A 25,854-nucleotide genomic window follows, 5' to 3' on the forward strand; every position below is an offset into this window, starting at 1 on the left:
ACCGTCCGCCCCGTGAGCTCCTCCCCCACCCTCCCGCACTACGTGCAGGGCACGATCGAGGAACTGGGCACCCCGCTGGCGGAGGTCACCTTCGTCGTGGTCGACCTCGAGACGACCGGCGGCTCCCCCAAGGACTGCGCGATCACCGAGATCGGCGCGGTCAAGGTCCGCGGCGGCGCCGTCCTCGGGGAGTTCCAGACGCTGGTCGACCCCGGCCAGGAGATCCCGCCCTACATCAGCGTGCTCACCGGGATCACGACGGCGATGGTCGCCGCGGCGCCGCGGATCGGGACGGTGCTGCCGGCGTTCCTCGAGTTCGCCCGCGGAGCGGTGCTGGTGGCGCACAACGCCCCGTTCGACCTCGGCTTCCTCAAGGCGGCGTGCGCGCAGAACGGCATCCTGTGGCCGGCGGCGGCGTCGGTGGACACCGCGGTGCTCGCCCGGCGGCTGCTCACCCGCGACGAGGTGCCCAACTGCAAGCTGGGCACGCTCGCACCGTTCTTCCGCGCCACCACCTCCCCGACGCACCGCGCGCTGGACGACGCGCGGGCCACCGTCGACGTGCTGCACGGCCTGTTCGAGCGGCTGGGGCCGCTGGGCGTCTCCTCGCTCGAGGAGCTCACCGGCCTGACCCGGCAGATCGACCCGGAGCGGCGGCGCAAGCGGCACCTGGCCGACACCGTCCCCTCCGGCCCGGGCGTCTACCTCTTCCGCGGGCCGCGCGACGAGCCGCTCTACGTGGGGACGTCGACCGACCTGCGCACCCGGGTGCGCAGCTACTTCACCGCCGGCGAGCAGCGCAGCCGGATCACCGAGATGGTGGCCCTCGCATCCCGGGTGGACGCGATCCCGTGCGCGCACGCGCTGGAGGCCGCGGTCCGCGAGCTGCGGCTGATCGCCGAGCACAAACCCCGGTACAACCGCCGGTCCCGCTTCCCCGAACGGGCCCTGTGGGTGCGGCTCACCGACGAGCCCTTCCCCCGGCTCTCGGTGGTGCGCCGCGTCCGCCCCGGCGCGGGGGTGTTCCTCGGTCCCTTCCCCGACCGGCGGGCCGCCGACGCCGCCGTCGCGGCCGTGCACGAGTCCCTGCCCCTGCGGCAGTGCACCGCCCGCATCCCGGCGCGGGCGCCGGCCGGCTCGGCGTGCGCGCTGTTCGACATGGGGCGGTGCGGAGCGCCCTGCACGGGCTCCCAGTCCGTCGCCGAGTACGCCGACGTCGCGGCGGTCCTCCGGGCGGCGGTCGCCTGCGATCCGGGCGCGCTGGTGGCCCCGCTGCTGGACCGGGTCGACCGGCTGGCGGCCGAGGAGCGCTACGAGGACGCCGCGGTCCTCCGGGACCGCATCGCGGTGCTGCTGAGGGCGGTCCGGCGGCGTCAGCGGCTGGAGTCGCTCGCCGCCGTCCCGGAGCTGGTCCTGGCCCGTCCGGACGGCGCGGGCGGCTGGGAGCTGTCCGTCGTCCGCCGCGGGCGGCTGGTGTCCGCCGGGGTCGCGCCGCGGGGGGCGTCGGTCCGCGCGACGCTGGCCGGCCTGCTCGGCACCGCCGAGACCCTGCTCGGACCCGACGGGGAGATCGCCGCGTCCGTCGACGAGACCGAGCTGGTGCTCCGCTGGATGGAGAAGCCGGGCACCCGGCTGGTCGAGCTCGACGGCACCCTCGCCAGCCCCGCCCCCGGCACCGGCGCCTTCAGCCGCTTCCTCGCGATGGCCGACGGCAGTGGAGCCGGCCGCGACCCGTTCGCCGACGGCCGGTCACTGGGGACCCGTGCCCGCCCGGACCGGATCACGGCGGGCGTGGGCGCCGGCGGCCGGCCACCGCTAGCATCGCCGGCGTGATCACCGCCATCGTGATGATCGACGCCGCCACCGATTCGATCCCCGAGGTGGCCGCGGCGATCGCCGACCTCGACGGCGTGAGCGAGGTCTACTCCACCGCCGGCGAGGTCGATCTGATCGCCCTCGTCCGCGTGCGCGAGTTCGAGCAGGTCGCCGAGGTGATCGCCGGCCGGATCAACAAGGTGCCCGGCGTGCTCGAGACCGAGACGCACATCGCCTTCCGGGCCTACTCCCGCCACGACCTCGAGGCGGCGTTCGCCATCGGGTTCGAGTCGGCCGACTGAGCCCGGCCGCGCCGGTCAGCCGGCGAGGCCGTCCCGTACCGCCCGGCTGACCGACACCCAGCGCTCCAGCTGAGCGGCCGCGCGGCCCTCGTCGACCGCGGCCGCGGCGCGCTCCAGCCCGGCGGCGAGCCCGTCGTGCAGTCCGGTGGAGTGCTCGTCGAAGGCCGCGAGCGCCGCCGCCGCGTTGAGCAGGACGGCGTCGCGGACGGGGCCCTGCTCCCCGTCCATCACCCGGCGGAACACGTCGGCGTTGAAGGCCGGCGACCCGCCGCGCAGCGCGTCGGGCCCCGACGCCGGGATGCCCAGCGCCGCGGGGTCCACCCGGTCGGGGACGACGGCGCCGTCGCGCACGACCCAGGCCGACGACGTCGTCGCCGTCGTCAGCTCGTCGAGCCCGTCGTCACCGCGGAACACCACGGCCCGGGCGCCCCGGGCGGCCAGGACCTCCGCCAGGACCGGCGCCATGGCGCGGTCGGCGCAGCCGATGGCGGCGGCCACCGGCCGCGCCGGGTTGGTGAGCGGGCCGAGGAAGTTGAAGACCGTGGCGATGCCCAGTTCCCGGCGGGGTGCGCCGGCGTGCCGCATGCCGGGGTGGAACACCGGCGCGAAGAAGAAGCCGATGCCGGCTTCCTGGACGCAGCGCGCGACCCCGGCCGCCGGCAGATCGATGACGACGCCCAGCTCCTCGAGCACGTCCGCCGCCCCGGAGGAGGACGACGCCGCCCGCCCGCCGTGCTTGGCGACCGGCGCCCCGGCAGCGGCGGTGACGACCGACGCCATCGAGGAGATGTTCACCGTGTGCGCGCCGTCGCCACCGGTGCCCACGATGTCCACGCACGCCAGCGGGAGCGAGACCGGCGTCGCCTGGGCGAGCATCTCGGCGGCCAGACCGGAGACCTCCTGCGCCGAGGCGCCCTTGGCCCGGAGCGCGACGGCGAAGCCGGCGACCTGGGCCGGCGTCGCCTCCCCGGTCATCACCTCGCGCATCGCCCAGGCGGTGTCCTCCGCGGTGAGGTCCTGGGAGGCGAGCAGCCGGTTGAGCAGGCCCGGCCAGGACGGCCGGGCGGCAGGAGCGGTGGTCACCGCGGGATCACCGGACCGCGGGACGACGGACGGAGCTGCGCAGCAGGTCCGCGACGAGCCCCGGCGCGGTCAGCGGGTCGACGGGCAACGGGAGGGTGCCCTCGGCGCGGGACCAGTGCGCCAGCCAGCGATCGGGCTGCCGGGCGATGAGGACGCACACGGCCGGGCGGTCGGGCACCTCCTGGTCGAGCTGCCGGGCCAGCGCCAGCCCCCCGGTCGGCTGCGACTCGCCGTCCAGGATGCACAGCGCGACACCCCCGGCGTCGACGGCCGCGACGACCTCCTCGCCGGTGGCGCACTCGATCCAGGTGAGGGGGCCGACATCCGGGGCGGGACGGCGCCCGACCGCGGTGCGCACCGCCTCGCGGGTCTCGGCTCGGGAGCTGTAGACCAGCACGGTGGCCGGTGCGTCGGGGGTTCCGGCTGTGCTCACGCGGGCGAGCCTAGTGGTTCGGCCCGGGTCCGCTGGTGAGGACGGCCGCCGCCCGCTCCGGGGACGATCCCGGCGCGCGCCACGCCGGGCCGACCCGAGGTCGTCACGAGTCTCGGCCGATGCCATGATGACCGGGTGACAACGGCCCCCGTGGCGAGCAGCACCTTCGACCCTTCGCGGGTGCACTCCCTGACCCGACCGAACATGGTCAGCGTCGGCACGATCATCTGGCTCTCGAGTGAGCTGATGTTCTTCGCCGGCCTGTTCGCCATGTACTTCACCGCCCGATCCCGGGCCGGCGCCGAAGGGTGGCCGCCAGAGCCGACAGAGCTGAACCTGCCGTACGCCACGGTCTTCACCATCATCCTGGTGCTGTCCTCGGTGACGTGTCAGTTCGGTGTCTTCGCGGCCGAGAGCGGCAACGTCTACGGCCTGCGGCGCTGGTTCACGATCACGTTCGTGATGGGCCTGATCTTCGTCGTGGCCCAGATGAACGAGTACCGCGTCCTGGTGACCGAGCACGGCACGTCCATCTCGTCGTCGACGTACGGCTCGGTCTTCTACATCACCACCGGGTTCCACGCGTTGCACGTCATCGGTGGGCTGGTCGCGTTCGTCTACCTGCTCATCCGGTCCACCATGGGCCGCTTCACGCCGGCACAGGCGACCGCGGCGATCGTGGTCTCCTACTACTGGCACTTCGTCGACGTCGTGTGGGTCGGGCTCTTCGCCACGATCTACCTGATCCGCTAGGGGAACGGTGTCCACCACGCACCCGCAGTCCGACGCCGCACCGTCCGACGCCGCGACCGCCTCGCCGGTCGCCCGCGCCCGGGCGCGCCGCCGCAGCAAGCACCGCCGCCGGGTCGCCAACGTGGCCGGGCTCATGGCGAGCCTGGTCCTCACCGGCGCGCTCTACTCGGTCTTCAGCCCCGCGCAGGCGGCCCCGGCCGACAGCAGCAGCGAGTCGGCCGCCGAGGCGGCCGGCCGCGAGCTGTACGAGCGCAGCTGCATCTCCTGCCACGGTGAGAACCTCGAGGGCGTCCCCGACCGGGGCCCCTCGCTGATCGGCGTCGGCGAGGCGTCGGTCTACTTCCAGGTCCACACCGGGCGCATGCCCCTCGTGCGCCAGGAGGCCGACGCCGCGGCCAAGCCCGCGGTCTTCTCCGACGAGGAGATCGACCAGCTGATGGCCTACGTCCAGGCCAACGGCGGCGGCCCGACCCTCCCGTCGGGTGACCTCCGCGACGGTGACATCGCCGAGGGCGGCGAGCTCTTCCGGCTGAACTGCGCCTCGTGCCACAACTTCGTCGGCGAAGGCGGTGCGCTCTCGTCCGGCAAGGCGGCGCCGAGCCTCAACGACTCCACCGACCTCGAGATCTACACGGCGATGCTGACCGGCCCGGAGAACATGCCGGTGTTCGGCGACAACCAGCTCACGTCGGAAGAGAAGCGCTCGATCATCAACTACGTCCAGACGATCGGCGAGCAGGCCGACCCGGGCGGCGCCGGCATCGGCCGCGTCGGCCCCGTGGCCGAGGGCCTGGTCATCTGGGTGGTCGGCATCGGCGTACTGATGTTCGGCATCTTCTGGATGGGGAGCAAGGCGTGACGACGCACGACACCCGCCCCGGCTCGACCGGTGGCGCGGACACGGCCGGCCCGCTGCACGGCGGCCCGGACGACGACTACACCCCCGAGCAGCTCGCGGCCATGCCGCGGGAGGACCTCGACCGCCTGGGTGCCCGGTACGACGGCGTGCAGATCCTGCACGTCGACCCGGGCCCCGAGCCGGGCTCACCGATGGAGCGGCGGGCGATCCGCCAGGTCGGCCTGACCTTCACGCTCGCCGGGCTGTCCGCGCTGGCCTTCGTCGTCGTCTACGTCGGGGCGGGCTGGTTCTTCCCCGACTGGCAGTGGAGCGTCTCGGGGAGCGACTTCAGCGCCTTCTTCACGCCCCTGCTGGGCGCGACCATGGGTCTGGCGCTCGCGCTCGTCGGCGTGGGCCTCGTGCTCTTCAGCAAGAAGCTGCTGCCGCACGAGACGGCCGTCCAGGACAAGCACGACGGCTCGCACTTCGACCGGGTCACCACCGGCGCGACGCTGGTCGGCGGTCTGCACAACAGCGGGCTGGCCCGTCGCAAGCTGATCACCCGCTCGCTCGGCTTCATGGGTGGCGGCCTCGGCCTCATGCTGCTCATGCCCCTCGGCGGCCTGATCAACAACCCGAACAAGGGCAACCCGCTCGGCCGCACCGCCTGGGCCGAGGGCGTTCGCCTGGTGCGCAACGACGGCAGCCCGATCCGCCCCGGCGACCAGGAGCCCGGCTCGCTCGAGACGGTCTTCCCGGCCGTTCCCGGCGGCAACCGCCAGTCCGACGCCGCCACGATGCTCATCCGGCTCCGTCCGGAGCAGCGCGAGCAGGAGGCGCCGCGCGAGGGCCAGGGCGACTTCGGCTACGGCGACTACGTCGCGTTCTCCAAGATCTGCACCCACGCCGGCTGCCCGGTGTCGCTGTACGAGCAGGAGACCAGCCGGATCCTCTGCCCGTGCCACCAGTCGCAGTTCGACGTCACCCAGGGCGCCAAGCCGGTCTTCGGCCCGGCGACGCGGTCCCTGCCCCAGCTGCCGATCACGGTCGACGACGAGGGCTTCTTCGTCGCCCGCGGCGACTACCCTGAGGCCGTAGGCCCCACGTACTGGAACCGGGAGCGCATCTGATGGCAGCTACCGCCACGGCCCCGGGAGCTCCGACGACCCGGCTCGGCAAGCAGGCGTACGAGATCGACGACCGCCTGATCGTCGCCGGCCCCCTGCGCCGGACGCTGAACAAGGTCTTCCCCGACCACTGGTCTTTCCTGCTCGGTGAGATCGCGCTCTACTCGTTCCTCATCGCGCTGCTGTCCGGCACGTACCTGACGTTCTTCTTCGACCCCTCGCTGCGCGAGGTCGTCTACGAGGGCTCGTACGCCCCGCTGCGCGGGGTCGAGATGTCGGCCGCGTACGACTCGGCGCTGAACCTGTCGTTCGACGTCCGCGGCGGCCTCTTCATGCGCCAGGTCCACCACTGGTCCGCGCTGCTGTTCGTCGCCTCGATCGTGATCCACCTGCTGCGCATCTTCTTCACCGGCGCGTTCCGCCGGCCGCGGGAGACCAACTGGATCATCGGCGTGGTCATGCTGGTGCTGGCCCTGCTCATGGGCGTCACCGGCTACACCCTCCCCGACGACCTGCTCTCGGGCACCGGGCTCCGCATCATCAGCGCGATCATCCTGTCCGTCCCTGTCATCGGCACCTGGGCGCACTGGGCGGTCTTCGGTGGTGAGTTCGTCGGCGAGCTGATCATCGGGCGCTTCTACATCGCGCACGTGCTGATCATCCCGGCGATCCTGCTGGCCCTGATCGCGGTGCACCTGCTGCTCCTGGTCAAGCAGAAGCACACGCAGTTCGCCGGCCCCGGCCGCACCGAGCACAACGTCGTCGGCAACCGGCTCTTCCCGACCTTCGCGGCGAAGGCGACCGGCCTGCTGTTCATCGTGTTCGGCGTCATCGCCGCGCTGGGCGGTCTCGTGCAGATCAACCCGGTGTGGCTGTGGGGGCCGTACAACCCCGCGCAGGTCTCCTCGGGGTCGCAGCCCGACTGGTACGTCCTCTTCCTGGACGGTTCGACGCGAATCTTCCCGGCGTGGGACATCAACCTCCCCGGCGACTACACGATCCCGGCGCTGTTCTGGCCGACCGTCGTGGTCGCGGGTGCGATGTTCACGGTGCTGGCGCTCTACCCGATGATCGAGCGGAAGCTCAGCGGGGACACGGCGTCCCACCACCTGCTGCAGCGCCCCCGGGACGTCCCGGTGCGGACCTCGCTGGGCATGATGGGGCTGACCTTCTACGGCGTCCTGATGCTCTCCGGTGGGAACGACGTCTTCGCGGACAAGTTCGACGTGAGCCTGAACGCGATGACCTGGTTCGGCCGGCTCGGCGTGATCGTCCTCCCGCCGCTGGTCTACATGCTCACCTACCGCATCTGCCTGGGTCTGCAGATGCACGACCGCGAGGTGCTGGAGCACGGCATCGAGACCGGTGTCATCCGGCGCCTGCCGCACGGTGAGTTCATCGAGGTCCACCAGCCCCTCGGCCCGGTGGACGAGCACGGCCACGGCACGCTCGCGTACGGCGGTGCGCCGGTGCCGAAGAAGATGAACCAGGTGGGTGGCGCCCGACGGGCCATCCGCGGCTTCTTCAAGCCGATCGAGGAGCCCTCGCAGGTCGAGCTGGAGCAGCGTGCCGAGGGCCGCGGGCTGGCCGCCGGCGAGAACCGCGAGCTCAGCTCCTCCGGCCGCCCGTCCGAGGGTGGGCGCCCGCAGGAGCCGCGCGACTGACGTCGGCAACGCACGAACAGCAGGGCCCCGGTGGATCCGTCCACCGGGGCCCTGCTGCATTCCGGCGCCCCGCTGCATGCCAGGACGACGCCGCACCGCCCCGCTACCCGCTGCCCGTTGCCGCACCGCCTCTGGGTCCGCGCCGTGCAGCGCAGGTCGTCGGCCGGGCCCCAGGTGCAGCGCCGGCGTCTACGCGCATGGCGACCCCTCCATGGCCGGCAACCACTGACCCCGGCGGCGGCCCACCACCGCCGGCCTGCCGTGGGGGCGGTCCTCTCGCGCTGGGGCTCCGGCAGCCCTCCCCCAGCACGAGAGCCACCCACAGAGCCGCCCGCCCCCTGGGGGCCGCACATCAACCACCGGCTCGTGTGCCGGGCCCCTACTCAGCGCGCCGTCGGGCTTCCGGAGGCCCACTCACGCTCGAGGGGCCTGCGCAGCACTCCCCCAGCACGAGAACCACCCCCACAGCGGCCCACCGGCTCCGGGTCAGGGGCTCGGTGCCCGGACGTCCGTCGCGCCGGACCGGCCGAGGGCCCCTCCCGCCGCAGCGGAAGGGGCCCTCGGACCGTGGTGGGTGGAGCTCAGCTCTGCGTGGCGTTCTGCCCCACGTAGTACTCGAAGAGCAGCCCGCCGACCGTGAGGAGGACGGCGACGGCGCCCATCGCGATCAGCCAGTAGTAGAAGAACGACAGCCCCAGGGCGGTCAGACCGACCGACAGGGCGATGCCCAGCGGCCAGTAGCTGGCCGGGCTGAAGAAGCCGAGCTCGCCGGCGCCGTCGGCCATCTCGGCGTCCTTGCGGTCCTCGGGGCGGGCGTCGATGCGCCGCGACACGAACCAGAAGAACATGCCGACCATGCCGGTCAGGCCGGCGGAGAGGATCAGCGCCGTGGTGCCGATCGGCTCCCTCGCCCACACGCCGTAGACCACGCCTGCGGCGATGCAGAAGAACGCGATGATGTTGAAGATCAGCGCCTCGACCTTCACGGTCGTGCCTCCTCAGGCGTCGTGGCGGTGGGGGCCGGGGCCGTGCGGCGGTCAGCCATTGCTCGACTGCTGCTCGTCGTCGTTCTTGGCCTGGAAGAGCTCCAGCGGCGTCGTGGTCGTCGAGGCGCCCGGCTGACCGATCTCCTCGAGGGCCTCGAAGGTGTCCAGCCCCTCCTCGCGCGCCGCGAGGTAGGCGTCGTAGTCGTCCCCGGAGACCGCGCGCACCTCGAAGTTCATGTACGCGTGGTAGGTCCCGCACAGCTCGGCGCAGCGGCCCACGTAGGCGCCCTCCTCGCGGACGGTCACCTCGAAGACGTTGTCGCGGCCGTTGTCGTTGCCGGGGATGACGTCGAGCTTGAAGAGGAACTCCGGCACCCAGAACGAGTGGATGACGTCGGCCGAGGCGACCTCGAAGCGGATCGAGCGGTCGGTCGGCAGGACCAGGATCGGGATCTCACTGCTGCTGCCGATCGTGTTCACCGGCTCGCCGTCGGTGCCCGTGGTCTCCGGGTAGACGAACTGCCAGTTCCACTTGAAGGCGTTGACCGCGATCGTCTCGTCCGGGGTGTCGCTGCGCTCCTGCACCTCGTTCTGCGTCACCACGGTGAAGAAGAACAGCGCGGCGATGATCAGGAACGGCGCGATCGTGTAGGCGATCTCCAGCGGCAGGTTGTACGCCGTCTGCCGCGGCAGCTCGTCGCTGCGCTTCCGGTGGGCGACGACCGAGTAGAGGATCAGCCCCCAGACCAGGACGCCGACGACGAGGGCTGCGATGACCGAACCGGTCCACAGCTCACGCATCGACTCGGCCTCGTCGGTGATGCCCTCGGGCCAGCCGAACCGCCAGAACTCGTTGTTGGGCATGTCGCACCCCGTGAGGGTCAACACCCCCAGGAGACCGAGCGCGGCCAGCCGCGCGAGCCTGCTGCCTCGAGCCACTGCTCGTTGCCTCCTCGTCCTCCGTCCGGTGCGCCCGGACGGTCCTCCCGGCGGGGCCGCGAGCCGGTTTCGGCAGGCGGCGTCCACGCCGATCTCAGTGTGTGTCGAGACTAGCCGACGGCGCTCGGCGGCTGACCACCGGAGACGCGTTCCCGGCGGGTCGCGGCGACTGTGGCCGATCACGCCCGTCGCGTCGGGGGCCGGATCGGGCGAGCCGGTTAGAGTCGTGGCGTGTGGTACCGCCTGCTGACCCCCAAGTGGGTGCTCCTCCACCTGCTGGTGGCCGCGCTCTTCGTCGCCACCTGGTTCCTCGGGTTCTGGCAGCTCACCAAGGCCGAGGACGGCGGCGGCGCGGTCAACTGGAGCTACGCGCTGCAGTGGCCGCTCTACGGCGTCATGGGGCTCTGGTTCTACGTGCGCATGGCCCGCGAGGAGCTGCACCGGAACCCGGACGACGACGTCCCGGGCAACGCCGTGGTGCTCTACCAGCGGCCGCGCATCGACGCCACCGGCGACCCCGAACTGGCCGCCTACAACGCCTACCTCGCCGAGCTCAACGAGAAGGCCCTCGGGCAGCGGGCCGATCATGGTCGGTGAGCGCACGGCCTCGTCCCGCACCTCGGACGAGGCCATCGCCCAGGCCCTGCTCCGCTACCGGGTCATGGCGACCGTCGTCGGCGTCCTGCTCATCGCGCTGATCTTCGTCGCCGTGCCGCTGAACCACCTGGCCGACGTCCCCGGGCCCTCGACGGTCCTGGGCACCGCGCACGGCTGGCTCTACGGTCTGTTCTTCCTGTCGGCGGTCGACCTCGCGCTGCGCGCGAAGTGGACCCTCAAGGGCTTCCTGCTGACGGTGATCGCCGGCACGGTGCCGGTGCTCTCCTTCGTCGCCGAGCGCCGCGCGACGGCGAAGATGCGCGCCGGCCAGCAGGTCTGACGCCACCGGCCCCGCCCTTCCCCTGCGATCCCCGGGAGACCTGCGCCTGATGTGCGGCCTGCTCGCCTACTTCTCCACCGACGCCGACCGCGTCGACGACGGCACGGTCGCGGCGGTGCGCTCGGCCCAGCACTGCCTGCGCCACCGCGGCCCCGACGAGACCGAGCAGTGGTGGGACGGCTCCGCCGTGTTCGGCTTCAACCGGCTGTCGTTCATCGACATCGAGCACAGCCACCAGCCGATGCCCTACGCCGACGGCCGCTACCGGATCGTCTTCAACGGCGAGATCTACAACTACCTGGAGCTCCGCGAGGAGCTGAAGGCCGCCGGCGCCACCTTCGCCACCGAGGGCGACACCGAGGCGATCGTCGCGGGCTACCACCTGTGGGGCGAGGACGTCGTCCACCGGCTGCGGGGCATGTTCGCCTTCCTCATCTGGGACACCGAGACCCGCACGGTCTTCGGTGCCCGCGACCCGTTCGGCATCAAGCCGCTGTTCGTGACCCGCCTGGCCGACGGCGCCGTCGCCTTCTCCTCGGAGAAGAAGGCGCTGCTGGAGCTGCTCGGCGGCAGCGCGGCCGCCGGCGGGGTCGACCCGGCATCCCTGCAGCACTACCTGACCCTGCAGTACGTCCCCGAGCCCGCGACCCTGCACCGCGGCATCCGGCGGATCGAGAGCGGCACCAGCTTCACCGTCTCCGGCGGCGAGCTGACGACCACGCGCTACTTCCACCCCACCTTCCCGATCCGGCCGGTGGCGAAGGACGAGCAGCAGGCCCTCTACGACCGCATCGCCGACGTGCTCGACGACTCGGTGCGGGTGCACATGCGCGCCGACGTGACGGTGGGGTCGTTCCTCTCCGGGGGCATCGACTCGACCGCCATCGCCGCGCTCGCCAAGCGCTACAACCCGAAGCTGCTCACCTTCACCACCGGGTTCGAGCGCCAGGGCTTCTCCGAGATCGACGTCGCCGCCGAGTCGGCCGCGGCGATCGGCGTCGAGCACATCACCAAGGTCGTCACGCCCGAGGAGTTCGCCGACGCCATCCCGCTGGTGGTCTGGTACCTCGACGACCCGGTGGCCGACCCGGCGCTCGTGCCGCTGTACTTCATCGCCCGCGAGGCCCGGAAGCACGTGAAGGTCGTGCTCTCCGGCGAGGGCGCCGACGAGCTGTTCGGCGGCTACAACATCTACCGCGAGCCGCTGTCGCTGGCCGCGTTCGAGAAGCTGCCGCGCGGCGTCCTGCGGGCGCTGGGGGCACTGTCGGCCAGGCTCCCCGACGGGATGCGCGGCAAGGACCTGCTGCGCCGCGGGTCGATCCCGCTCGAGGAGCGCTACTACGGCAACGCCCGGCTCTTCCGCGACGACGAGCTGGGCTTCCTGCGCACCCGCGACCCCGACCAGTCGCACGTCACCGTGACCCGCGAGCTGTACGAGCGCACCCGCGCGGCCGGCTACGACGACGTCACCGCGATGCAGTACGTGGACCTCTTCACCTGGCTGCGCGGCGACATCCTGGTCAAGGCCGACAAGATGACCATGGCCAATTCGCTCGAGCTGCGGGTGCCCTTCCTGGACCCCGAGGTGTTCGCGGTCGCGAGCACGCTGCCGGTGGACCAGCGGGTGACCAAGGAGACGACGAAGTACGCCCTGCGCCGGGCGCTGGAGCAGATCGTGCCGCCGCACGTGCTGAACCGCCGCAAGCTCGGCTTCCCCGTCCCGACCCGCCACTGGCTGGCCGAGGACCTGCACGACTGGGCCCGCTCGGTCATCGAGGCCAGCGGCACCGACGAGTGGCTGGACAAGGCCCAGGTGCTGGCGATGCTGGCCGCCCACCGGGCGAACCAGCGGAGCGGCTCGGCGGTGGACTACTCCCGCAAGCTCTGGACGCTGCTGGTGTTCATGATCTGGCACGGCATCTTCGTCGAGGGACGGATCCGGCCCGAGATCCCGCAGACGGTCTACCCCGTCCGCCTCTGAACGCAGCAGGGCCCGGCACCTCGCGAGAGGTGCCGGGCCCTGGAAGCGCTAGGTCAGCTGAAGCTGTCCCCGCACGCGCAGGAGCTGCCGGCGTTCGGGTTGTCGATCGTGAAGCCCTGCTTCTCGATCGAGTCGACGAAGTCGATCGTGGCGCCACCGAGGTAGGGCCCGCTCATCCGGTCGACGATGACCTCGACGCCACCGAACTCGTAGGTCTGGTCCCCGTCGAGGTACCGCTCGTCGAAGAAGAGCTGGTACCGCAGGCCCGAGCACCCACCGGGCTGGACGGCGATGCGCAGACGCAGGTCGTCGCGGCCCTCCTGGTCCAGCAGTGCCTTGACCTTGCTGGCCGCCGGGTCGCTGAGCAGCACGCCCGTGGATCCGGTCGTGCCACCGTCGAGAGTCGTGGTGTCCTGCACCGTCATGTCCGTGTCCTCCTGCAATCGAGGTGTCCGCTGCGCACCGTCTGTGGCGGATCAACGCCGCCGGGGCGGAGCTTCTTCCACTGTACGGCGCTTCCCCGCGTTTCCCGAGCGGTCGAGGGAGTCCACGTAGACTCCCGCTCTGTGAAGCTCCGCCTGCCCGGCCGCCGCAACGCCGCCGAGACGACCGCCACCGACACCTCGGCCGACTCCGGCGAGCACACCGCGCACCTGGTGAAGACCTCGGGCAAGGGGCGGCCCACCCCCCGGCGCAACGAGGCGCAGGGTCGCCGGCCGGGTCCCCCGCCGCCCCCGCCGACCACGCGCAAGGAGGCCTACCGCCGCGCGCGCGAGCAGCAGGCGGCCCGACGCGGTGACGCCCGCCTGGCGGCCGCCCGCGGCGACGACGCCTTCCTCCCGGCGCGCGACCGCGGACCGGTCCGCAAGACCGTCCGCGACCTGGTCGACGCCCGCCGCAACGTCGGCAGCTGGTTCCTGGCCATCGCCGGCGTCGCGCTGATCGGCACGTTCGTGCCGAGCGCCACGATCCGGGGCTACGCCAGCTTCCTGCTGTTCGGCTTCTTCCTGCTGCTCATCGTCGACTCGGTCGTGCTGAACCGGAAGATCAAGAAGACGCTGGCCGAGCGCTTCCCGGCCGACACCAAGACCCGGGGCGCCTCCTGGTACGGCATCAGCCGCGCGACGATGATCCGCCGCTGGCGGTTCCCCAAGCCCGAGGTCCCGCTCGGCGCCGACGTCTGACCCGCGCCCTCCGTGCACGTCCGGCTGCTCGGCACCGGCGCGGCCGACGGCTGGCCCAACCCGTGGTGCTCGTGCGCGTCCTGCGCGGACGCCCGCGCCCGCGGTGAGTCCCGGCGGCAGACGTCGGTGCTCCTCGACGGCGGGGTCCTGCTGGACCTCTCCCCCGCCCTGCCCCCCGACGGCGTCTCGCTGGCCGGCGTGCACACGGTCCTGGTGACCCACGCCCACCCCGACCACTGCGCGCCCTTCGCCCTGCTGTGGCGGCACTGGGTGCTGCCCGGCGAGCACCTCACGATCGCCGGGCCGGCCGAGGTGCTCGAGACCTGCCGGCCGTGGCTGGCGCCCGGCGCCCCGGTCGAGCTGGTGGCCGTCGAGCCGGGAGCGACGCTGCGCGTGCGCGGCTACGACGTCCGCGTGCTGCCGGCCGACCACGAGGTGCCGGCGGTGCTCTACGACGTCACCGGCCCCGACGGCGCGCGGCTGCTGTACGCCACGGACACCGGCCCGCTGCCGGACGCCGCGCTCGCGGCGGTCGAGGGCGCGGCGTTCGACGTCGTCCTGCTCGAGCAGACGTTCGGCGACAAGCGCGACCACGGCACCCGTCACCTCGACCTCGGCAGCTTCCCGGTCGAGCTCGCCCGGCTGCGCGCCGCCGGCGCGGTCACCCCGGGCACCGACGTCGTCGCCGTGCACCTGAGCCACCACAACCCGCCCGCCGCGGAGCTGGCCGCCCGGCTCGCCGGGCACGGTGCCCGCGTGCTCCCCGACGGAGCGGAACTGCAGGTGGGGGCCTACCGTCGGCGTCCGTGGAATTCCGACGCCTCGGCCGCTCCGGCCTGACCATCTCCGAGATCGCCTACGGCAACTGGCTCACGCACGGCAGCCAGGTCGAGGAGGACGCCGCGCACGCGTGCGTGCGCGCCGCCCTCGACGAGGGCATCACGACCTTCGACACCGCCGACGTGTACGCCGGCACGAAGGCCGAGTCCGTGCTCGGCCGGGCGCTGGCCGGTCAGCGCCGCGAGGGGCTGGAGATCTTCACGAAGGTCTACTGGCCCACCGGTCCCGGCCGCAACGACCGCGGGCTGTCCCGCAAGCACATCATGGAGAGCTGCACCGCCTCGCTGAAGCGGCTGCAGACCGACTACGTCGACCTCTACCAGGCGCACCGCTACGACTCCTCGGTGCCGCTGGAGGAGACGATGACGGCCTTCGCCGACCTCGTGCGGCAGGGCAAGGTGCTCTACATCGGCGTCTCGGAGTGGAACGCCGAGGAGATCGCCGCCGGCGCCGGGCTCGCCCGCGAGCTGGGCATCCAGCTGATCAGCAACCAGCCGCAGTACTCGATGCTGTGGCGGGTGATCGAGGACGAGGTCGTACCCACGTCCGAGAAGCACGGCCTGTCGCAGATCGTCTGGTCACCGCTGGCGCAGGGCATCCTCACCGGCAAGTACCTGCCGGGTCAGCAGCCGCCGACGGACTCCCGCGGCGGCCACGCCGAGGCCGGCGGGTCGATGCAGCAGTTCCTCAGGAACGAGGAACTCCTCACCCGCGTGCAGGACCTGAAGCCGATCGCGGCCGACCTCGGTCTCTCGATGGCCCAGCTGGCGGTCGCCTGGGTGCTGCAGAACCCGAACGTCGCCGCCGCGATCATCGGGGCGAGCCGCCCGGAACAGGTGCAGGACAACGTCAAGGCCGCCGGCGTGCGGCTCGACGCCGACGTCCTCGCGCGCATCGACGAGGTGCTCGGCGGCGCCGTGGAACGCGACCCGGGCAAGGTCTCGCGCGGCGCCTGATCGTCGAGGTCTCCTGACCCTCACCCTGAGGGAGAGGGTCAGGAGGCCGCCAGGCCCATCGGGCCGTAGACCTCCCGGTCGTCCTCGAACAGGGTCACGGTGGCGACGCCCCGCTCGAGCAGGTCGCGCCAGTTCTCCCCCAGCCAGGACTCCGCATCCCCCTGGTTGTCCGAGGGCGGGATCTCGACCCCGATGGACGACGGTTCGACGGTCGCCCCGGACGGATCCTCCAGGCGCCAGTACCAGCTCATCCCCGCAGGCTAGTGCCCCCCGGGGCGGGAACGTGATCATCATCCGGGTTACTCGCGTCGTCGACCGGGCATGGCAGTCCACCGACTGCGTCCGAGCGGAGGATCCATGACCGCAGCTCCACCCCCGCCGTCGGCGACCGGTGCCACCCGCGCCGCCGGCTCCCCTGCAGACCCCGCCGACGCCACCACCGGCCAGCTGATCACCCAGCTCACCGAGCAGGTCAGCCGGCTGGTCCGCGACGAGGCCCGGCTGGCCCAGGCCGAGGTCGCGCAGAAGGCGAAGCGGCTCGGCATCGGCGCCGGGCTGTTCGGCGGCGCCGGCCTGTTCGCCTTCCTGGGCCTGGCCGTGCTCGTCGCCACCGCCGTGCTCGCCCTCGACCTGGTCCTGCCCGCCTGGCTTGCCGCGCTCGTCGTCGCCGTCGTCCTCCTGGCCATCGCCGGCGTGCTGGCGCTGATCGGCAAGAAGGACGTCGAGAAGGCCAGCCCACCGGTGCCCACGCAGGCCATCGCCGGCGTCCAGGCCGACATCGCCGCCGTCAAGCAGGGGCTGTCGCGGTGACCTCCCCCGACGGCACCGGCGACGTCGAGGCGCTCCGGGCGGAGATCGACGCGACCCGCGAGGAGCTGGGCCGCACGGTCGACGCACTGAGCAACCGGCTCGACGTGCCGGCACGTGCGCGCGAGCGGATGGCCCGCACCAAGGACACTGCCGTCGAGACCTATCGGGAGAGCCCGCCCGCCGTGATCGGCGCCGGCGTCGCCCTCGTCGGGCTCGTGGTCGGACTGATCGTGCTGCGCCGTCGGCGCGCCACTGCGAGGAGGAACCGTTGAGCAAGCGCACCAAGGGCGAGGCGAAGAAGAACACCGGCGCGAAGCTCGCCTACCGGCCGATCGGCCTGGTCGCCGGCCTGGTGGCCGGTTCGCTGAGCGGCATCGTGTTCAAGCAGGTCTGGAAGCTCGTCGCCCAGGAGGAGGAGGCACCCTCCGCCCTGCAGAGCGAGTACCGGATGCGGGAGGTCGTCCTGGCGGCCGCCATCCAGGGCGCGATCTTCGCCGCGACCAAGGCGGCCGTCGACCGCGCCGGGGCCCGCGGGTTCAAGCAGGTCACCGGCGCGTGGCCCGGCGACTGAGGAGCACCCGATGACCGGCACGCGGCAACGCGAGAGCGCCGTCGACCGGATCCGCGAACGGGTCGAGGAGAAGGCAGCGCGCCGCGCCGCCGCGGCGAAGGCCGCGGCCGAGGGCCGCGCCACGGGTGATCCCGACAGGCTGCCCGCCGACGCCCCGCGCCCGGAGCAGCTCCCCGGCATCCACGCGTCCTCGCCACTGGGGATCCCGGCGCGCGGGTGGAAGCAGGTCCTCAAGCGCGCCTGGGCGGAGAACAACGCCGACAACATGCCGATCATCGCCGGCGGGGTGGCGTTCTTCGGCTTCCTGGCGATCTTCCCCGCCCTGATCGCCCTGATCTCCATCTACGGGCTCGTGGCCTCCCCGGAGCAGGCCGCCGAGCAGGTCGAGTCGTTCACGTCCGGCCTGCCCGAGGCCGCGCGGGAGCTGATCGCCGAGCAGGTCACCGCGGTCACCGAGAACGCCGGAGGGGCGCTCACGGTCAGCCTGATCGTCTCCATCCTCGCGGCCCTGTGGAGCGCGTCCGGGGGTGTCAACAACGTCGTCAAGGCGGTGAACATCGCCTACGACGAGGCCGAGACCCGCAACTTCGTCAAGCTGCGGGCGCTGTCACTGGTGCTCACGCTGGGCGCGGTCGTGTTCGTGGTCCTGACGATCGGGCTGGTCGCCGTCCTCCCCCTGGTGCTCGACGCGCTCCCGCTCGGTGCCGTCGGGACCGTGCTGGCGGAGATCGGCCGCTGGGTCGCGCTGCTCGCCGTCGTCGCCGGTTCACTGGCGGTGCTCTACCGCGTGGCCCCCGACCGCGACGCGCCGCGCTTCCGCTGGGTCAGCCTCGGCTCGATCGTCGTGACCGTGGTCTGGGCGCTGGTCAGCCTCGGGTTCTCGCTGTACGTGAACAACTTCGGGAGCTACGACAAGACCTACGGGGCGATCGCCGGCGTCATCGTCCTGATGCTGTGGCTGTACCTGACCTGCTACCTGATCCTGCTCGGGGCCGAGATCAACTCCGAGGCCGAGCACCAGACGGGCCACGACACCACCGACGGCGAGCCCGTGCCGATGGGCCAGCGCAACGCCGTGAAGGCGGACACGCTGCCCGAGAAGGCCGAGCCGGAGAAGGGCGACGGCGACCCGACCCGCAAGAACGCGCCCTGACCGGCCTCAGCGCACGTGCGAGGGCACGAACGGCGGCTTGACGACCTCGACCGGCTGCGGCCGGCCGCGGACGTCGACGGCCAGTTCGGCGCCGGCCTCGACGCCCGCCGACGAGTCCAGCAGGGCCAGGGCGATGCCGGTCTTCAGCGTCGGGGAGAAGGTGCCGCTGGTGGTCAGCCCCACCTGGGTGCCGGCGGCGTCGAGCACCGCCATGCCCGCGCGGGGGATGCCCCGGCCGCTCGCCCGCAGCCCCCAGAGCAGGCGGCGGGGACCCGCCTCGCGCTCGGCCAGCAGCGCCTCGCGCCCCCAGAAGGCCGGCTTCTTCCAGCCCACGGCCCATCCGGCGCGCGCCTGCACGGGGGTGATGTCGGGCGACAGCTCGTGGCCGTGCAGCGGATAGCCCATCTCGGTGCGCAGCGTGTCGCGGGCGCCGAGGCCGCAGGGCCGGATGCCGAGATCCTGGCCGGCCTCGAGCAGCGCGTCCCACAGCTCGCCGACCCGGTCGGCGTCCACGAGCACCTCGTAACCGTGCTCCCCGGTGTAGCCGGTGCGGCAGACCGTCACCTCGGCGCCGCCGGCGCCCGTACCGGTCACGAACGACATGTAGGAGAGCTCGCCGGGCAGGCCCAGCAGCTCGAGCACCTGCAACGAGCGCGGACCCTGCACCGCCAGGACGGCGACCTGCTCGTGCCGGTTCTCGACCGTCACGCCCGCCGGCGCCTCGGCGGCCAGCCGGCCCAGCACCTCGGCGGCGTTGGCGGCGTTGGGCACCAGCAGCACCTCGTCGGGCCCGTGCAGGTAGACGATGAGGTCGTCGATCACTCCCCCGGCCCGCGGGTCGCCGTCGGGCAGGCAGCACAGGGTGTACTGCGCTTGACGGGGGCCGATCCGCCCGAGGTCGTTGGTGAGGCAGGCGTCGAGGAACGCCGCCGCGCCCGGTCCGCGCACCGTCCCGGTGCCCAGGTGGGAGACGTCGAACAGGCCCACGCCCTCCCGGACCGCGGCGTGCTCGGCGAGCACTCCCCCGCCGGCGTACTCGATCGGCATCGACCAGCCGCCGAAGTCGGCGAGCTTGGCACCGGCAGCGACGTGCCGGTCGTGCAGCGGGGAGGTCAGCGGGCTCACGGGGGTCACGCTATCGGGAGCCCTACGATCGGACCGTGCCGCCGACGATCACTGCCACCGACCAGCCCCTCGAGAAGCTCACCGCCGACGCGGTCGTCGTCGCGGTCGGCAGGGGGCCCGACGGGCCGCTGCCCACTCCCGGCGCCGAGGCCGTCGACCGGCTGCTCGGCGGCCGGCTGTTCGCGGCGCTGGCCGACCTCGGCGCCCGCGGTGGCGAGGACGAGGTCACCCGCCTGGCCTCCTTCGGCCAGGGTCCCTTCCCGGTCGTCGCCGTCACGGGCCTCGGCGCACCCGACGCCGACGGCGGGTACTCCGCCGAGGCGGTGCGCCGCGCCGCCGGTGCCGCCAGCCGTGCCCTGACCGGGCGCCGGACCCTGGTCAGCCTGCTCGCCGCCGTGGGTGGCGCCCCCGACGCCGAGCGGCTGCACGCCGTCGGCGAGGGCTCGCTGCTCGGCGCGTACGAGTTCACCACCTACAAGTCCGACCTCCCCGCGAACCGGCCGCTGCCGCCCCAGGAGATCACCGTCGTCGTCCCGGGTGCCGGTGAGGCCGAGACCGCGCTGCGCCGGGCCCGCGCCGTCGCCGAGGCCGTCGTCCTCGTGCGCGACCTGGTGAACACCCCGCCCAACGACCTCTTCCCCGCCGAGCTGGCCGCCCGTGGTGCCGCCGCCGGCGAGAAGCTCGGGCTCACCTCCGAGATCCTCGACGAGGACGCCCTGGCTGCCGGCGGCTACGGCGGCATCCTCGCCGTCGGCGGCGGCTCCACCCGCAAGCCGCGGCTGCTCCGCCTGACCTACCGGGGCACGGGCGCACGCAAGAAGATCGCGCTGGTCGGCAAGGGCATCACCTTCGACAGCGGCGGTATCTCGATCAAGCCCGCCGCGAAGATGGAGGACATGAAGAGCGACATGGCCGGCGCCGCGGCCGTGATCGCCACCGTGTGCCTGGTCGCCCAGCTCGGGCTGCCGGTCGAGGTCACCGCGACGGTCCCGATCGCCGAGAACCTGCCCAGCGGCACCGCCTACCGCCCGGCCGACGTCGTGACCTTCCGCAACGGCAAGAAGGCCGAGATCACCAACACCGACGCGGAGGGCCGGGTCGTCCTCGCCGACGCCATCGCCCGCGCCGCCGAGGACCGCCCCGACGCCCTGCTGGAGACCTCGACGCTCACCGGCGCCCAGACCGTCGCGCTCGGCGGCCGCACGGCCGGTGTCATGGGCAGCGACGACCTGCGCGACGCCGTGATCACCGCCTCGCAGCGCGCCGGCGAGTCGATGTGGCCGATGCCGCTGCCCCCCGAGCTCCGGCGCGGGCTGGACTCGTCGGTGGCCGACTTCGTCAACGCGAACACCGACCGCCTGGGCGGGATGCTGGTGGGCGGCCACTTCCTCAAGGAGTTCGTGCCCGCCGACCTGCCGTGGGCGCACATCGACATCGCCGGCCCGAGCTACAACACCGGCGGGCCGTGGGGCTACACGCCCAAGGGCGGCACCGGCGTCCCCGTGCGCACGCTGCTGGCCACCATCGAGGCCCTCATCGCCGAGTGAGCCCTCACAACCCCTTCTGGCGGGAGCTCCAGTCGCGCATCCGCTGGGGGTAGCCGGTGACCTGCGCGTCGTAGACCGGGATGGACAGGTCGCGGGAGAGCTTCCGGGCGACGTCGGGGCCGTCGATGCGTCGCCGGGTCCACTCGCCGTCGGCGGCCACCAGCACGATCGTTGTCTCGGTGACCGTCGTGCGGGGCTCGACGTACCCCTCGACGCCGCGGCGCGAGGCGACGAACTGCTCGAGATGGGTCAGGTCGGTGCGGTGCGAGCCGCGGTCCAGGGTGCCCCGCCGCCCGTCGTCCCTGGCCCGGCCGGGGCGACGACGCCCCCGGCCGCGCAGCCGATCGATGAGCCCCATGGCGCCTCTCCCGTCCTCCGTCGCGCGCCGACCGACCCTCGTGATCATCGGCACGCTCGGGAAGGCAACGGCGCTCCGGGCCGGGTCGTTCCCGGAGTGGCAGGATGGGCCCGAGGCCCCGCCCGCTCGAGCGGGGCCAGACACCGCACCTGAGGAGCAGAACTCGTGAGCGCACCCACGTCCCCCGCCGACCTGGTCATCCTCGGCGGTGGCTCGGGTGGTTACGCCGCGGCGTTCCGGGCTTCCGAGCTCGGCCTGAACGTCGTCCTCATCGAGAAGGACAAGGTCGGCGGCACCTGCCTGCACCGCGGCTGCATCCCGACCAAGGCCCTGCTGCACGCCGGCGAGGTGGCCGACATGGCGCGCGACGGCGAGCAGTTCGGCGTGAAGACGTCGCTGGCCGGCATCGACATGGACGGCGTCAACAACTACAAGAACGGCGTCGTCTCCAAGCTCTACAAGGGCCTCCAGGGCCTGGTGAAGGCCCGCAAGATCACCTACGTCGAGGGCGAGGGCCGGCTCACCTCCCCCACCACCGTCGAGGTGAACGGCCAGAGCTACGAGGGCAAGCACATCCTGCTGGCCACCGGCTCCTACGCCCGCAGCCTGCCCGGGCTCGACATCGACGGCACCAAGGTCATCACCAGCGACCACGCCCTGAACCTGGACCGGGTGCCCGCCTCGGCGATCATCCTCGGCGGCGGCGTCATCGGCTGCGAGTTCGCCAGCGCGTGGAAGTCCTTCGGCGTCGACGTCACCATCGTCGAGGCGCTCCCCCACCTCGTCCCGCTCGAGGACGAGTCCTCCTCCAAGCTGCTCGAGCGCGCCTTCCGGCGTCGCAAGATCGCCTTCGAGCTGGGCAGCCGCTTCTCCGGCGTCCAGACCACCGACAACGGCGTCAAGGTCTCGCTGGAGAACGGCAAGGAGATCGAGGCCGAGCTGCTGCTGGTCGCCGTCGGCCGCGGCCCGGTGAGCCAGGGCCTCGGCTACGAGGAGGCCGGCGTGCAGATGGACCGCGGTTACGTCCTCGTCGACGAGTACTGCTCGACCAACGTCCCGACCGTCTCCGCCGTCGGCGACCTCATCCCCACCCTGCAGCTGGCCCACGTCGGCTTCGGCGAGGGGATCCTCGTCGCCGAGAAGGTCGCCGGGCTGAACCCGGCCCCGATCGACTACGCCGGCGTCCCGCGGATCACCTACTCCGACCCCGAGGTCGCCTCGGTCGGCCTCACCGAGGCACAGGCCAAGGAGCGCTACGGCGAGGTCAAGACGCTCACCTACGACCTCGCGGGCAACGGCAAGAGCCAGATCCTCAAGACCACCGGCGCGGTCAAGCTGATCCAGGCGCCCGACGGTCCCGTCGTCGGCATCCACATGGTCGGCAGCCGGGTCGGCGAGCTCATCGCCGAGGCCCAGCTCATCTACAACTGGGAGGCCGAGGCCGACGACGTCGCCAGCCTCATCCACCCGCACCCCACCCAGAGCGAGGCGCTGGGCGAGGCCCACCTGGCCCTCGCCGGCAAGCCGCTGCACGTCCACGGCTGACCCGCACACCCCACCTGCCCAGCGCCACGAAGGAGTCCTGCCCCGATGCCGACGTCCGTCACCATGCCCGCCCTGGGCGAGAGCGTCACCGAGGGCACGGTCACCCGATGGCTCAAGCAGGAGGGTGAGCAGGTCGAGGTCGACGAGCCCCTCCTCGAGGTGTCGACCGACAAGGTCGACACCGAGATCCCCTCGCCGGCTGCCGGCATCCTGACCAAGATCCTGGTCGCCGAGGACGAGACCGTCGACGTCGGCGCCGAGCTGGCCGTCATCGGTGGCGACGCCGACGGCAACGGTGGCGACGGCGGCGGTGCGGCCGCCGCACCGGCGTCGGCCGAGGACGCCGAGACCCCGCAGACGCCCGACCAGCAGGTCGAGGACGCCGCACCCGAGACGCCGGCCGAGCAGCCCGAGCAGCCCGCAGAGCAGCCCGCCGCCCAGCAGGAGGAGGCCCCGGCTGCTCCCGCCGAGGGCGGCTCCGGCGGCGGCTCCGGCGGCGAGGGCACGCCGGTGACCATGCCGGCGCTCGGCGAGAGCGTCACCGAGGGCACCGTCACCCGCTGGCTCAAGGCCGTGGGCGACGAGATCACCGCCGACGAGCCGCTGCTGGAGGTGTCCACCGACAAGGTCGACACCGAGATCCCGGCCCCGGTCAGCGGCACGCTGCTCGAGATCACCGTGAACGAGGACGAGACCGTCGACGTCGGCGCCCAGCTGGCCGTCATCGGCACCGGCTCCGCCGGCGGTTCGGCCCCCGCCCAGGAGGCCCCGAAGCAGGAGGCCCCGAAGCAGGAGGCGCCGAAGCAGGAGGCGCCGGCCGAGGAGGAGCCGCAGGCCGCCCCCGAGGCCAAGCCCGCCGCGACCGCGACGACGCAGCCCGGTGGCGACTACGGCGCCAGCGGCGCTCAGCCGGCCACCTCGCCGACCTCCGCCCCGGCTCCCCAGGTGGCCCCGCAGGCCCCCGCCGGCCAGTCCTCGGGTGGCGACGGCGGCGGCAGCTACGTGACGCCGTTGGTGCGCCGACTGGCCGCCGAGCGCGGGGTGGAGCTGTCCTCGGTCACCGGCAGCGGTGTCGGTGGACGCATCCGCAAGCAGGACGTCCTCGCCGCCGCGGAGAAGGCTTCCGCGCCGGCGTCGGCCCCGGCCGCCGCCTCCGGTGGGCCGCGCACCCCCTCGCCTGCCGCGACGCCGGACACCTCGCTGCGCGGCCGCACGGAGAAGATGTCCCGCCTCCGCACGGTCATCGCCAAGCGCATGGTCGAGTCCCTGCAGGTCAGCGCCCAGCTGACGACGGTCGTCGAGGTCGATGTCACCCGGATCGCGCACCTGCGCCAGCAGGCCAAGGGCGACTTCGAGGCCCGCGAGGGCGTCAAGCTCTCGTTCCTGCCGTTCTTCGCCAAGGCCTCGGTCGAGGCGCTCAAGGTGCACCCGTCGGTCAACTCCTCGATCGACCAGGAGGCCGGGACGGTCACCTACCACGACGCCGAGAACCTCGGCGTCGCGGTGGACACCGAGCGCGGCCTGCTGGTGCCGGTCATCCACGACGCCGGCGACCTGAGCCTCGGCGGCATCGCCCGCAAGATCGCCGACCTCGCGGAGCGCACCCGCTCCAACAAGGTCACCCCCGACGAGCTGGGCGGCGGCACCTTCACGCTGACCAACACCGGCAGCCGGGGCGCCCTGTTCGACACGCCGATCATCAACCAGCCGCAGGTCGCGATCCTCGGCGTCGGCTCGGTCGTCAAGCGGCCCGTCGTCATGGAGGACGAGGAGCTCGGGGAGGTCATCGCCGTCCGGTCGATGGTCTACCTGGCGCTGACCTACGACCACCGCATCGTCGACGGCGCCGACGCCGCCCGCTTCCTCACCACGGTGAAGGAGCGGCTGGAGTCCGGACAGTTCCAGGGCGAGCTCGGTCTCGCCTGACAGCACCTCGATCAGGGCCTCGGCAGCAGCCGGGGCCCTGACCGCGTCCGGGGGGACCGAAGGAGGTAGCTCGTGAAGATCGCCGTGGCCGGAGCCTCCGGCCTCATCGGGGGCGCGCTCGTGCCCGCCCTGCGCGCCGACGGTCACGAGGTGCGGCAGCTCGTGCGCCGCACCCCGCGCACCGTCGACGAGCACCGGTGGGATCCCCAGCACCGCCGCATCGACGAGTCGGTGCTCCGCGACGTCGACGCGGTGATCAACCTGGCCGGCGCCCCGATCCGGCCGCGCCCCTGGACCCGCGGGTACCGCCACGAGCTGGTGAACAGCCGGCTGGACGCCACCGCGACGATCAGCCAGGCGCTGGCCGCCGCCGCGGCGGACGACCCGTCCCGCCCGCGGGTGCTGCTCAACGCCTCGGGCATCGGCTACTACGGCGACACGGGGCCGGCGGAGATCCGGGAGGACGCGCCTCCGGGTGAGGACTTCCTCGCGCAGCTGTGCGTCCGGTGGGAAGGCGCCACCGCCGCGGCCGCCGACGCCGGCGTGCGGGTGGTGCTGCTCCGCACCGGGCTCGTGCTGGCCGCGGACGCAATGCTGATCAAGGTCCTCGGCCTGGTCTTCCGGCTGGGTCTCGGCGGCCGGCTGGGCTCCGGGCAGCAGTACTGGCCGTGGATCAGCCTGGACGACGAGATCGGCGCGATGCGGCACCTGCTCACCGCGGACGTCTCCGGACCGGTCAACCTCGCTGCGCCCGCGCCGGCCACCAACGCCGAGTTCACCCGCGTCATGGGCCGGGTGCTCTCCCGGCCCACCCCGCTGCCGGTGCCGGCGTTCGCCGTCTCCGCGGGGCTCGGCGAGTTCGGCCGGTCCAGCGTCATCGGGGGCCAGCGCGCGGTGCCCGCGAAGCTCCTGGACTCCGGGTACGCCTTCGCCGACACCGACCTGGAGAAGACGCTGCGCTCGGCCCTCGGCCGCGGCTGA

At 72.8% G+C, this 25,854-nt stretch carries 28 protein-coding genes; 20 read left to right on the top strand and 8 right to left on the bottom strand.

Annotated features, from left to right (window positions below):
- Nucleotides 1-12: 12 nt before the first annotated feature.
- Nucleotides 13-1,833: a DEDD exonuclease domain-containing protein gene (locus CRP29_RS17290; protein ID WP_217991641.1), complete on the top strand. Its 1,821-nt coding sequence runs from the start codon at nucleotides 13-15 to the stop codon at nucleotides 1,831-1,833.
- Nucleotides 1,830-2,117: an Lrp/AsnC family transcriptional regulator gene (locus CRP29_RS17295; RefSeq protein ID WP_091985632.1), complete on the top strand. Its 288-nt coding sequence runs from the start codon at nucleotides 1,830-1,832 to the stop codon at nucleotides 2,115-2,117. The genes CRP29_RS17290 and CRP29_RS17295 overlap by 4 nt, the downstream gene beginning before the upstream one ends.
- 15 nt (nucleotides 2,118-2,132) lie before the next feature.
- On the opposite strand, the gene trpD is transcribed toward CRP29_RS17295, so the two are convergent.
- Nucleotides 2,133-3,200 carry an anthranilate phosphoribosyltransferase gene (gene trpD, locus CRP29_RS17300; RefSeq protein ID WP_097196286.1) on the bottom strand — a complete coding sequence of 356 codons (1,068 nt, stop codon included), beginning with the start codon at nucleotides 3,198-3,200 and terminating at the stop codon, nucleotides 2,133-2,135.
- 7 nt (nucleotides 3,201-3,207) lie between these two features.
- Nucleotides 3,208-3,633, bottom strand: a complete 426-nt coding sequence (locus CRP29_RS17305) for a response regulator (protein WP_097196287.1) — start codon at nucleotides 3,631-3,633, stop codon at nucleotides 3,208-3,210.
- Between the two features lie 135 nt (nucleotides 3,634-3,768).
- Here CRP29_RS17305 and ctaE point away from each other — a divergent pair, with 135 nt between their 5' ends.
- From ctaE to qcrB, 4 genes are read left to right on the top strand one after another with little or no spacing between them, the layout of a single operon-like run.
- A complete protein-coding gene (gene ctaE, locus CRP29_RS17310) occupies nucleotides 3,769-4,386 on the top strand; it encodes an aa3-type cytochrome oxidase subunit III (RefSeq protein WP_097196288.1) in 618 nt (205 codons plus the stop codon).
- A 7-nt stretch (nucleotides 4,387-4,393) separates the two neighbouring features.
- Entirely contained in the window at nucleotides 4,394-5,245 is an 852-nt protein-coding gene (gene qcrC / locus CRP29_RS17315) for a cytochrome bc1 complex diheme cytochrome c subunit (protein ID WP_176523018.1), read from the top strand.
- A complete protein-coding gene (qcrA, locus tag CRP29_RS17320) occupies nucleotides 5,242-6,354 on the top strand; it encodes a cytochrome bc1 complex Rieske iron-sulfur subunit (RefSeq protein ID WP_097196289.1) in 1,113 nt (370 codons plus the stop codon). The genes qcrC and qcrA overlap by 4 nt, the downstream gene beginning before the upstream one ends.
- Entirely contained in the window at nucleotides 6,354-8,015 is a 1,662-nt protein-coding gene (gene qcrB, locus CRP29_RS17325) for a cytochrome bc1 complex cytochrome b subunit (protein WP_097196290.1), read from the top strand. The genes qcrA and qcrB overlap by 1 nt, the downstream gene beginning before the upstream one ends.
- A 581-nt stretch (nucleotides 8,016-8,596) precedes the next feature.
- Here the strand turns inward: qcrB and CRP29_RS17330 are convergent.
- Together CRP29_RS17330 and ctaC are read right to left on the bottom strand one after the other, a co-directional pair.
- The gene (locus CRP29_RS17330) at nucleotides 8,597-9,001 is read right to left on the bottom strand and encodes a cytochrome c oxidase subunit 4 (protein ID WP_097196291.1); all 405 of its coding nucleotides are present in this window, start codon (nucleotides 8,999-9,001) and stop codon (nucleotides 8,597-8,599) included.
- A 51-nt stretch (nucleotides 9,002-9,052) separates the two neighbouring features.
- Complete coding sequence (gene ctaC / locus CRP29_RS17335) at nucleotides 9,053-9,940, bottom strand: aa3-type cytochrome oxidase subunit II (RefSeq protein WP_097196292.1); 888 nt, start codon at nucleotides 9,938-9,940, stop codon at nucleotides 9,053-9,055.
- A gap of 231 nt (nucleotides 9,941-10,171) precedes the next feature.
- Between ctaC and CRP29_RS17340 the strand changes: the two genes are divergently transcribed.
- From CRP29_RS17340 to asnB, 3 genes are read left to right on the top strand one after another with little or no spacing between them, the layout of a single operon-like run.
- The gene (locus CRP29_RS17340) at nucleotides 10,172-10,537 is read left to right on the top strand and encodes a metalloprotease (RefSeq protein ID WP_097196293.1); all 366 of its coding nucleotides are present in this window, start codon (nucleotides 10,172-10,174) and stop codon (nucleotides 10,535-10,537) included.
- Nucleotides 10,527-10,877 (top strand): DUF3817 domain-containing protein, encoded by a 351-nt coding sequence (locus tag CRP29_RS17345; protein WP_097196294.1) that lies wholly within the window; start codon nucleotides 10,527-10,529, stop codon nucleotides 10,875-10,877. The genes CRP29_RS17340 and CRP29_RS17345 overlap by 11 nt, the downstream gene beginning before the upstream one ends.
- 49 nt (nucleotides 10,878-10,926) lie before the next feature.
- Nucleotides 10,927-12,858, top strand: coding sequence for an asparagine synthase (glutamine-hydrolyzing) (asnB, locus tag CRP29_RS17350; RefSeq protein WP_097196295.1), 1,932 nt, complete (start codon nucleotides 10,927-10,929; stop codon nucleotides 12,856-12,858).
- 53 nt (nucleotides 12,859-12,911) lie between these two features.
- Here asnB and CRP29_RS17355 read toward each other — a convergent pair whose 3' ends face one another.
- The gene (locus tag CRP29_RS17355; protein WP_097196296.1) at nucleotides 12,912-13,283 is read right to left on the bottom strand and encodes a HesB/IscA family protein; all 372 of its coding nucleotides are present in this window, start codon (nucleotides 13,281-13,283) and stop codon (nucleotides 12,912-12,914) included.
- Between the two features lie 141 nt (nucleotides 13,284-13,424).
- Between CRP29_RS17355 and CRP29_RS17360 the strand changes: the two genes are divergently transcribed.
- The 3 genes from CRP29_RS17360 to CRP29_RS17370 are packed head-to-tail and all read left to right on the top strand — an operon-like array spanning nucleotide 13,425 to nucleotide 15,838.
- Nucleotides 13,425-14,042, top strand: a complete 618-nt coding sequence (locus tag CRP29_RS17360; protein WP_097196297.1) for a DUF3043 domain-containing protein — start codon at nucleotides 13,425-13,427, stop codon at nucleotides 14,040-14,042.
- A gap of 12 nt (nucleotides 14,043-14,054) precedes the next feature.
- Entirely contained in the window at nucleotides 14,055-14,882 is an 828-nt protein-coding gene (locus CRP29_RS17365) for an MBL fold metallo-hydrolase (RefSeq protein ID WP_097196298.1), read from the top strand.
- On the top strand, nucleotides 14,849-15,838 hold the full coding sequence (locus CRP29_RS17370; protein WP_097196299.1) for an aldo/keto reductase family protein: 990 nt from the start codon (nucleotides 14,849-14,851) through the stop codon (nucleotides 15,836-15,838). The genes CRP29_RS17365 and CRP29_RS17370 overlap by 34 nt, the downstream gene beginning before the upstream one ends.
- 38 nt (nucleotides 15,839-15,876) lie before the next feature.
- Here CRP29_RS17370 and CRP29_RS17375 read toward each other — a convergent pair whose 3' ends face one another.
- Nucleotides 15,877-16,089 carry a hypothetical protein gene (locus tag CRP29_RS17375; protein ID WP_097196300.1) on the bottom strand — a complete coding sequence of 71 codons (213 nt, stop codon included), beginning with the start codon at nucleotides 16,087-16,089 and terminating at the stop codon, nucleotides 15,877-15,879.
- 106 nt (nucleotides 16,090-16,195) lie between these two features.
- Between CRP29_RS17375 and CRP29_RS17380 the strand changes: the two genes are divergently transcribed.
- Genes CRP29_RS17380 through CRP29_RS17395 form a run of 4 tightly spaced genes read left to right on the top strand, consistent with a single transcriptional unit; the run spans nucleotide 16,196 to nucleotide 18,372 of the window.
- Entirely contained in the window at nucleotides 16,196-16,648 is a 453-nt protein-coding gene (locus CRP29_RS17380) for a phage holin family protein (protein ID WP_097196301.1), read from the top strand.
- Complete coding sequence (locus CRP29_RS17385; protein WP_097196302.1) at nucleotides 16,645-16,920, top strand: DUF3618 domain-containing protein; 276 nt, start codon at nucleotides 16,645-16,647, stop codon at nucleotides 16,918-16,920. Before CRP29_RS17380 ends, CRP29_RS17385 begins: the two co-directional genes overlap by 4 nt.
- A complete protein-coding gene (locus CRP29_RS17390) occupies nucleotides 16,917-17,219 on the top strand; it encodes a DUF4235 domain-containing protein (RefSeq protein ID WP_097196303.1) in 303 nt (100 codons plus the stop codon). The genes CRP29_RS17385 and CRP29_RS17390 overlap by 4 nt, the downstream gene beginning before the upstream one ends.
- Before the next feature lie 10 nt (nucleotides 17,220-17,229).
- Complete coding sequence (locus CRP29_RS17395) at nucleotides 17,230-18,372, top strand: YihY/virulence factor BrkB family protein (RefSeq protein WP_097196304.1); 1,143 nt, start codon at nucleotides 17,230-17,232, stop codon at nucleotides 18,370-18,372.
- Nucleotides 18,373-18,378: 6 nt separating this feature from the next.
- Here the strand turns inward: CRP29_RS17395 and gcvT are convergent, their stop codons facing one another.
- Complete coding sequence (gene gcvT / locus CRP29_RS17400) at nucleotides 18,379-19,497, bottom strand: glycine cleavage system aminomethyltransferase GcvT (protein WP_097196482.1); 1,119 nt, start codon at nucleotides 19,495-19,497, stop codon at nucleotides 18,379-18,381.
- Nucleotides 19,498-19,532: 35 nt separating this feature from the next.
- Here gcvT and CRP29_RS17405 point away from each other — a divergent pair, with 35 nt between their 5' ends.
- The gene (locus CRP29_RS17405) at nucleotides 19,533-21,044 is read left to right on the top strand and encodes a leucyl aminopeptidase (RefSeq protein WP_097196305.1); all 1,512 of its coding nucleotides are present in this window, start codon (nucleotides 19,533-19,535) and stop codon (nucleotides 21,042-21,044) included.
- Nucleotides 21,045-21,048: 4 nt separating this feature from the next.
- On the opposite strand, the gene CRP29_RS17410 is transcribed toward CRP29_RS17405, so the two are convergent.
- Nucleotides 21,049-21,402, bottom strand: coding sequence for an oxidoreductase (locus CRP29_RS17410; protein ID WP_217991642.1), 354 nt, complete (start codon nucleotides 21,400-21,402; stop codon nucleotides 21,049-21,051).
- A 165-nt stretch (nucleotides 21,403-21,567) separates the two neighbouring features.
- On the opposite strand from CRP29_RS17410, the gene lpdA reads away from it, so the two are divergent.
- The 3 genes from lpdA (at nucleotide 21,568) to CRP29_RS17425 (ending at nucleotide 25,854) form a co-directional block, all read left to right on the top strand.
- Nucleotides 21,568-22,947, top strand: a complete 1,380-nt coding sequence (gene lpdA, locus CRP29_RS17415; RefSeq protein WP_097196306.1) for a dihydrolipoyl dehydrogenase — start codon at nucleotides 21,568-21,570, stop codon at nucleotides 22,945-22,947.
- Nucleotides 22,948-22,992: 45 nt separating this feature from the next.
- A complete protein-coding gene (gene sucB, locus CRP29_RS17420; protein ID WP_097196307.1) occupies nucleotides 22,993-24,873 on the top strand; it encodes a 2-oxoglutarate dehydrogenase, E2 component, dihydrolipoamide succinyltransferase in 1,881 nt (626 codons plus the stop codon).
- Between the two features lie 72 nt (nucleotides 24,874-24,945).
- Nucleotides 24,946-25,854: a TIGR01777 family oxidoreductase gene (locus CRP29_RS17425; protein ID WP_097196308.1), complete on the top strand. Its 909-nt coding sequence runs from the start codon at nucleotides 24,946-24,948 to the stop codon at nucleotides 25,852-25,854.

The organism is Blastococcus aggregatus, from assembly GCF_900221005.1.
GTDB classification, from domain to species: domain Bacteria; phylum Actinomycetota; class Actinomycetes; order Mycobacteriales; family Geodermatophilaceae; genus Blastococcus; species Blastococcus aggregatus.

Coding starts and splice junctions, on each gene's coding strand:
- CRP29_RS17345 (WP_097196294.1), top strand. CDS start 10,527: ATGGTCGGTGAGCGCACGGCCTCGTCCCGCACCTCGGACGAGGCCATC.
- sucB (WP_097196307.1), top strand. CDS start 22,993: ATGCCGACGTCCGTCACCATGCCCGCCCTGGGCGAGAGCGTCACCGAG.
- CRP29_RS17375 (WP_097196300.1), bottom strand. CDS start 16,089: ATGAGCTGGTACTGGCGCCTGGAGGATCCGTCCGGGGCGACCGTCGAA.
- CRP29_RS17380 (WP_097196301.1), top strand. CDS start 16,196: ATGACCGCAGCTCCACCCCCGCCGTCGGCGACCGGTGCCACCCGCGCC.
- qcrB (WP_097196290.1), top strand. CDS start 6,354: ATGGCAGCTACCGCCACGGCCCCGGGAGCTCCGACGACCCGGCTCGGC.
- CRP29_RS17410 (WP_217991642.1), bottom strand. CDS start 21,402: ATGGGGCTCATCGATCGGCTGCGCGGCCGGGGGCGTCGTCGCCCCGGC.
- CRP29_RS17395 (WP_097196304.1), top strand. CDS start 17,230: ATGACCGGCACGCGGCAACGCGAGAGCGCCGTCGACCGGATCCGCGAA.
- CRP29_RS17355 (WP_097196296.1), bottom strand. CDS start 13,283: ATGACGGTGCAGGACACCACGACTCTCGACGGTGGCACGACCGGATCC.
- asnB (WP_097196295.1), top strand. CDS start 10,927: ATGTGCGGCCTGCTCGCCTACTTCTCCACCGACGCCGACCGCGTCGAC.